At 40.9% G+C, this 7,342-nt stretch carries 8 protein-coding genes and 1 pseudogene; 3 read left to right on the top strand and 6 right to left on the bottom strand.

Features of this window, described 5'->3' with window-relative positions:
- Nucleotides 1–749 (bottom strand): annotated as a pseudogene (locus HWQ38_RS19745) (hypothetical protein); the annotation flags it as partial.
- Between the two features lie 47 nt (nucleotides 750–796).
- Between HWQ38_RS19745 and HWQ38_RS19750 the strand changes: the two are divergent.
- Nucleotides 797–1,327 (top strand): hypothetical protein, encoded by a 531-nt coding sequence (locus HWQ38_RS19750; protein ID WP_292796746.1) that lies wholly within the window; start codon nucleotides 797–799, stop codon nucleotides 1,325–1,327.
- A 46-nt stretch (nucleotides 1,328–1,373) separates the two neighbouring features.
- The gene (locus HWQ38_RS19755; RefSeq protein WP_292796749.1) at nucleotides 1,374–1,526 is read left to right on the top strand and encodes a hypothetical protein; all 153 of its coding nucleotides are present in this window, start codon (nucleotides 1,374–1,376) and stop codon (nucleotides 1,524–1,526) included.
- On the opposite strand, the gene HWQ38_RS19760 is transcribed toward HWQ38_RS19755, so the two are convergent.
- The 5 genes from HWQ38_RS19760 to HWQ38_RS19780 all read right to left on the bottom strand — a co-directional run bounded on the left by HWQ38_RS19760 (nucleotide 1,527) and on the right by HWQ38_RS19780 (nucleotide 4,466).
- Nucleotides 1,527–2,036 carry a hypothetical protein gene (locus tag HWQ38_RS19760; protein WP_292796752.1) on the bottom strand — a complete coding sequence of 170 codons (510 nt, stop codon included), beginning with the start codon at nucleotides 2,034–2,036 and terminating at the stop codon, nucleotides 1,527–1,529. It abuts the gene before it with no gap.
- Nucleotides 1,952–2,281, bottom strand: coding sequence for a hypothetical protein (locus HWQ38_RS19765; protein ID WP_292796755.1), 330 nt, complete (start codon nucleotides 2,279–2,281; stop codon nucleotides 1,952–1,954). Before HWQ38_RS19765 ends, HWQ38_RS19760 begins: the two co-directional genes overlap by 85 nt.
- A 242-nt stretch (nucleotides 2,282–2,523) precedes the next feature.
- A complete protein-coding gene (locus HWQ38_RS19770; protein WP_292796756.1) occupies nucleotides 2,524–2,802 on the bottom strand; it encodes a hypothetical protein in 279 nt (92 codons plus the stop codon).
- A 106-nt stretch (nucleotides 2,803–2,908) separates the two neighbouring features.
- Nucleotides 2,909–3,343: a hypothetical protein gene (locus HWQ38_RS19775; RefSeq protein WP_292796758.1), complete on the bottom strand. Its 435-nt coding sequence runs from the start codon at nucleotides 3,341–3,343 to the stop codon at nucleotides 2,909–2,911.
- Nucleotides 3,344–3,359: 16 nt separating this feature from the next.
- A complete protein-coding gene (locus HWQ38_RS19780; RefSeq protein WP_292796762.1) occupies nucleotides 3,360–4,466 on the bottom strand; it encodes a ParM/StbA family protein in 1,107 nt (368 codons plus the stop codon).
- A 726-nt stretch (nucleotides 4,467–5,192) separates the two neighbouring features.
- On the opposite strand from HWQ38_RS19780, the gene mobF reads away from it, so the two are divergent.
- Nucleotides 5,193–7,342: MobF family relaxase (mobF, locus tag HWQ38_RS19785; protein WP_292796760.1), on the top strand; the 2,150-nt coding region annotated here is incomplete at its 3' end.

Consider the following 7,342-nt stretch of genomic DNA (forward strand, 5'->3'; position numbering starts at 1 on the left):
AACCAAATATTTTGCTGATATAATCCTGGTTGAATCTGCGGTTTAGTAGGGCCTTCGGGTCTATCCTTGTCTGTTCCTTTAAAACTGCTTACAGGAAGAATTATATCGATTTTTGGTTCATTTTTAGGATCTGCATATTCTATTCTATCTAGTCTGTATGGTCGGAGTGTTCCTTTGCCAAAACGGTATTTAGTAGTATCTTCTCCAACTCCATCCACCCAACCGAATCGATGCTGAATTACACGATAGCTTTTATCTATTTGTGATTCTCTTAAGGTTAGCTTGTCATAAAGTTGTGTTGAAATCTGCCCATAACAGTCACCAACTAATTTATATGCCAAATCATTCGATAATATCCCTCCATTTTCACCCCTGTTATCAGTAGAATCATCTACTACCAGAATATTTAGCTTTTCATAAATCGCATTTTTACAAGCCCCAAGGAAGATGGAACCGTAAGCCCCACGGTCTTTACTATCTGGAGAAATTTTTTGAATCGTTTCTAAACATTCCTTTTCTCCATAAAGTAAGCGAGTCTTAGAAGAGAGCAATAAAATCTGTCCATCTGGATGATTCTTTAATTCTTCGGTGGTACTGTATTCATCTGAGTGGCCAAATGAAAACTCTTTGTTAGGGAAATATGATTCTAGTAAAGTATTACTGAGCTTTTCAGTTAAAATAGTTTTACGCTCATCTGTATAAATCCATTGATTGAGCCTGGGATCAAAATATTTAATTTCCAGAGTCATGGTTTTAAGAAGTTAATGAAACTTGGTTAATATATTGAGAGGTTTGTATGTCGAGAATTAAGCGTTGGATAAATATGCATAAGAAAGAATTCAATGCAGATGGAACTTTAAAAAATGAAGTAAGACAACAAAAGTTATCTCTTGGCGCACATCCAGGAGCAATTGATAGTTATGCTCTACGAGCAAAAGAAGAGTATGACGAGTGGAAGCACCTGGATGAGAATGATCCAGAGCCGTGGCCAATCTACACAGCCTACGATTTCTTCACTGAACAAGAAAAAAAGGAATTTAACCCAGATGGTTCTCTCAGACCTGAATATGTAGAATATGCTCAGAAAATTGGCATCAGTGAAAGTGCGCTGGAACAGCTTGAGTGGCGCAAGAAAATTGAGGTTGATGATTACAACAAAGTGTCTGCTAAATACGCAGAAAAGGGTATTAATTTTGGTGCATGGCAGATGAGACGAAGGATTGAAGATAGCAGAACATACGTCCAACGTCGTCAGATGATGGAGCAAGACCTGCGTAACTTTGAGCCGGAAGACAGTTTGCCTTTCGACAAGTACACCTCTTATTAAAGTAGGTGAGTTACGCTGTAAAGAAAGTTTTTATCCATCAAATACAGTGATTTTACTTGAATATGTGAAAGAAAGCGATCGCCTCACCTTGGGCATGAAAGTAAATATTTATAAACTGCCTTTTTACTTCGTTGACTTGAAAGCGTCCCAATCATCCCAAAGCTTGGTTTGTTGTAGTTCAGACATGAGCATTTCTTAATTATTTACGACGCTTGGATTGGTTCTTGTTACGTTCGTACTCAGCAAGGATATTTTTGAATTGTTGGGGAAAAATCACGGTTTTCTTATCTAATCGCAATAAATAACATCCCCCAGAGTCACTTTTACAAGCGATGGTGGTAGGCCAGTTGAGTCCTGCGATTAGCCCAAGAGTAGTGAATGTGACAATGGCAGTCAGGAAAAATAAAGTACCAGAGCGACCAGAGCCGACCCAAGCACCAGCCCAGAAAAGAAGTTCTTTGAATTGTTCAAACCGCTTGTGACGAAGTTTTTGACGTTGTGTTTGTGCTTCATTCCAAGCTTGGAGCTTTAAAAGCTTTTGGGCAGCAAGTTGGGTGGCTTTAGCATCAGAGGCTTTATCTACTTGAATGTCAATGGTGCGTTCTTTGGCTGCAATTTCTTGTTTTAATCGGTATTCATTCCATTCTTGGATACGTTGGGCGACAGCATCGGCATTGGCGAAGAAGGCAATGAGGGTGTCGTCTCCCAAGTCATTCCAGATAACTGTGCCCTCTGTTGCTTTTTTTGGGCGATTCGAGCCATGATTCTTTCTTCTAATTGAGCAAACAGATTATTTCCCGAATCGCTCTGTTGCAATCTCAATGCGACATTTTTCAGGTAAAGTGATTGAACTAAGCTAGTTATTTCTTCAGCTTCGGCGGCAGTAATCCTATCAATAAGATTAGATAAATCATCTCTGGCAGCTACAGCTTTTTCACTAACATTCTCAATCACTGCATCTAATTTTAGTTGCTGAGAAATCCCATCCTCATTTAGAGCAGCTAACTCAGATGCAACTTCTTCAAAGGATTTGTTTTGCTCTTTTATTGATTTGTAGGTTTCAAGAAAGCGTTCGCACTCATCTGGGCTATACTCATCTTGCTCAGATAGTTCGCAGACTTGGAGAATTATTAAAGCCTGAGAAAGTGCGATTTTATAGCCGATTTCACGAGCAATAACTAGTAATTCAGTGATATCTAATGGTAATTGGGCTTTCTACCTTGTTTTTTCCCCCCATTCTTCGTTGACGACGAGGAATTGCCCTGAGTTTCTGACAGTGCATTGTCAACAACTGGAGATAATAGAGCCATTACTTCTTCATCATTTCCACCCTGCTCAATTAAGGTGCGACATTCACGAAACCTGTCTGCATCATTCTCGGTATATAACTCTTTTTCAGGTATCCCACTCAAGCGTAAAGTCCGGCTAATTTCTGATGGTGAGAGGTTGTTGAAAAGTTCTTGTGGTTGATACATAATCATGCACTCCTAGTTAAAAAGCTTGAAACGACTTCTTTGCGTTTAATGAAAAAGATGCTAAGAAAGGAGCAATGCGTCAAATCAATTCAAAAAATAGTCAGTCTTAAAACGGATTTAACCAGTCAGTTTCCGACTCCAATTCTTCTGGTATGGGAGTTCTGCTTATTTGTAATGGTTCTTTGGCTGAAGTCCTGGCTATTTGTAATGGTTCTGATTGTATTAGTTGTAGTGGTTGTGATTGATTAGAGGCTACTGCAATCATCGGCGTTCCCTGAGAGGGGATTTCTCCCAGCAGTCCCATCAGATATGAAGAGTGTAGTTGAAGGCGGTAAAGACAACCACGAATGTGTTGCTCTAAATCCACAGATTGATCCACAGCTTGATAAGCTAAAGGCAACCAATAGCTGCTAATCGCAATCATCGCCATATCCCTAGCAGGATAAAGAGTGTCCCTAGAGTTTAGATACTTAATTACCACGGCTTCGGAACTATCAGCCTTAACTCTACTTCGTAAGCGAAACTCAACATCTGAAAACATTCTAATATTCCTTTAATTAAGAAGCACAATGCTTTGAAATGGATGACATAGCGTGTTGGTAACGAAACAATCCATATACATCAGTGAAACGCAAGCACAAGGCATCTTTTTTAATCGGTAGGTTAAAAGCTAAACGCACATCCTCTGATAATTCTGCTGCCCATGAAATGTCGGTATGAGTAAACAAATTTTTCAACTCCGAGCCTAAATATTCCGACGTTCCACCACCAATAATGACTTGCTCAATATGGGCAGGAATATTAATTTTGAGCCAAGTGGATACCCTTTCCCAGTATTCTTTACGAGATAAGTCAGCCACTTCAATAATTTGTGCTATTTCCTCAACCTTAAAATCAGACTTCTTGCTCCGAGCCAAAGGTTTGCAGTATCTCGGTTTCAATGTCGGGCCTGATAGATGAACAGCCTTTAACAGATCATGTAAGTTTTGCCCTGATGTTCGGCTTTTGATTCTCTCCAGCATCCACGCCAAGCCCAATCCTTCCGTTTTTCCAGTTGAGATACCACGCTCAAAGATTACGGCTGATATATCCCGAAAACCCAGCATCACCACAGCAATGTTCATTTTATTAAAATCTGTGCCGAGTTTTTTACTTCGCGTTAATATCAGTCCCCCTCCCTCCGGCAAGCATTGAAAGCTAATCAGATTTATACAAAATTGTTTCCCTCGAAAGCTAAAGCTAGACAGTGCCTTAGTTAAACCCCTCTCCAATCTTTCTCTGTCTTCCCACTCCCCATAAGGCAATAGCAGTCCCAAGGATAAATCAAAGTTTGCCTTCAAAGAATCTCTAATCGCTATTGCCCCCACTGCTGCCAAAGTTTTTGGAATCGCGTTCTCATACTTGAGTTCTAAAAAATTGATTCGCGCTTCAAAATACTTTTGTGCCAAAAACCCAACCGCATAATATTCTTCGTTATACTCTATCCACGCTTCATTCTCTGGATTGGGCCGATTCATTTGCCCAGACTCATATAAATCCAGCGAATCTTTGGAAATCTTAATTAACTCTGGCTCCATACACAGCAATTCTGACTTGTACGAAACCTCAGACAGAACACGATAAACCATCTTCGTCATTGAAGTTCCCGGATCAAGACTCAACATTAAATCCACAAGAAAATTTCTCCCTGTTTTTGACCGTTTTTTGTCTATCTAATTGATAACTACTCTCAAGATAAACCCCTGAAACCGTGATTATTTCCACATTTATCAAGAAAGATTACAGTTTTAGCACTACCTCATTGACTTTTTATAAATTCGTGCGTCTGATAGAAAATCTCCACAAAATATCCATTTTCCCAACGAGCGCCAACTACATTCAACATCTCCCAATATCTAGACAACATCTTTGAAATCTCGAATTCATTTCTTACCTTTTCAACTATTCAACATCATATCCTCACCAAATTGTCATTAGCTTAATATTTTCCAACAATTCCTAAGACTTCCCAAGACTTCCTAGTACTTCCCAATACTTCCCACTTTCATCAAGGATTCTCCCAATTATCTAGTAATTCGCTTAAATAACCACAACCCCTGGAATCCATGTTTTTCTGACGCACAGTACGCCATATTTGGCGGAAAGAATGTTCGCTTTTGTTGCTATATTAAATATCAATTACCTCTTGGAGAAAAAACTAAAAATACAATGAGCGTTAAAATATTTTCACTCGTCATCAAGCGTGGTTACATTTGATGATGTGGGTTAACAACGACATTCAATAGTTATTTAAAGGGTGATTATCTTCCCAGCAGAGAAAATAAACAGAATTTCTGTCAGTGGAATAGAAGGAGTATTAAGTTATGTTTTGTCCAGAGTCAGGGTAAGCCATGCTAACAGCGGCTAACGTCTCGTCAGAGATGGCAGTGAACTACTTCATCAAGAATTACTATCACGAAGGAAAGTCACTTTGGAGTGGTCAAGGTGCTGAAAAATTGGGTTTGTCAGGGGCAGTGGATGACGAAGACGCTTTTAAAAATGTGATTGAGGGGAGATCGCCTGATGGTAAAGAACAGTTAAATGCCAGGGCAGTCAAACCAAAAACGAAGAGAGCTGCATTAGACTGTACATTCTCTGCCCCCAAAAGCGTGAGCTTGATGGCATTGGTAGGTGGGGATACACGTTTAATCGATGCTCACCATCGGGCATTATTTGAAGTAATAAAACTGATGGAAGAACGTTATGCCTATACCAGAGTTACAGAGGGTGACTCACGCCATAGAGTCAACACTGGTAACTTGGTGGTAGCTCAGTTTGACCACATTGAAAGCCGGGATTTAGATCCACATCTGCACACCCATTGTTTGGTGATGAATATGACTCAAACCCCAGATGGTAGATGGTTGAGTCTGGGCAATAATCAGATATTCGCCAATAAGAAATTCTTGGGAATGGCGTATCAAAGTTATCTGGCGCGTGAGGTGCAGAAGCTTGGCTACGAGATAGAACTCCGCAAACATGGGCAATTTGATATAAAAGGGTTCAAAGAAGAGGATTTAGAGGCATTTTCTAAACGCCGACAGCAAATACTCGCTTTTGCTGGAGCTAACTCCACCTGGGCAGAACGTGAAAAAATTTGGGATAATACTCGCCAGCGTAAGGAAAAGTTACCAGAGTCAGAGTTAAAAGCTTACTGGGTTGAAGAAGCAGCGGCGCTAGGAATTACCTTTGTCAAACCTGGGGAAGCAAGGGAGAATGTACCAGCCAATGATAAGAATTTGAGTCATGTTTTGAATTTAGCGATCGCTCACTGCTCAGAAAGGAATGTAGCATTTACCCAGGAAGACTTAGAAAAATTCGTCCTAGAAGAACGTTTAGCCACTGATGTAACAGCCATTGAGCCATTGATAAAATCCCACCAGGAGTTAATCGGCTTGCCGGGTTTAACTCATCAATTTACAACGATGACAGCAGTCCGGCGGGAGTTGGCGACAATAGAGTTAATGCAGCTAAGACTTGGCAACGTTAACCCAATTTCGCACCCGGAAGTAGTTGAAAGCCTTTTGGAGAATACGTTACTGAACAAAGGGCAACGGGAAGCAGTAGAATTAGCTGCAACTACATCTGACCAATTCATTGCATGGCAGGGGGTAGCTGGTGCTGGTAAGACTTTCGCCCTCAAAGAGTTGAAGGCGTTAGCTATTGATGCCGGCTACACTATTATTGGCTTCGCCCCTAGTTCCTCTGCTGCTAAGGTTTTGAGCGAAGAGTTAAAAATTCAGTCTGAGACTGTTGCTCGATTACTAGTTTCGGAACCACCCTCAGAGATTGAACCAAATCAAATCTGGATTGTGGACGAAGCGGGTTTACTCAGTGCTAAGGATGCCCATGCACTCCTACAAAGAGCAACCTTACTTCAAGCTAGGGTGATTTTAGTAGGTGACACTCGGCAGTTGTCAGCAGTAGAAGCCGGTAATCCATTCAAGTCGTTGCAGCAAGCAGGAATCAAAACCGTACACCTCAATGAATCGTTGCGCCAAAAAGACCCTCAATTGAAGCTGGCAGTAGATTTAATCGCTGAAGGTAGAATTGAAGCGGGTTTTGAACATTTGTTAGCAAATGGTTCTATCAAGACTGTTTCTTCAGAATCCAAAATAGAGCAGATCGCCAGTGATTATATAGTAGGGACACCAGAGCAACGAGCCAAAACGCTTGTCTTAGCCGGAACCAACACGGAAAGACTTGCCCTTACCCAAGCGATTCGCTCTCAGTTAAAAGATGAGGGAACTTTGGGAGAAACTGCAACCATCACCCAATTGCAAACCAAAAATCTGACAAAAGTGCAGATGCGGTTTGCCCATAATTTTGAAATTGGGGATGTAGTCATGCCGACACGGGACTATAAACGTCGCGGGCTAGAGAAAGGCAAATTATATGAAGTGGTAGGTCGAACTACTGATAAGTTGACACTAAGAAGTGATGAACGTCAGGTAATGGATGTAGACACGGCTTTTGAGAAAGCGGTTTACCAGAGTCACCA

Source organism: Nostoc sp. NMS7, assembly GCF_017115085.1.
Classification (GTDB): domain Bacteria; phylum Cyanobacteriota; class Cyanobacteriia; order Cyanobacteriales; family Nostocaceae; genus Nostoc.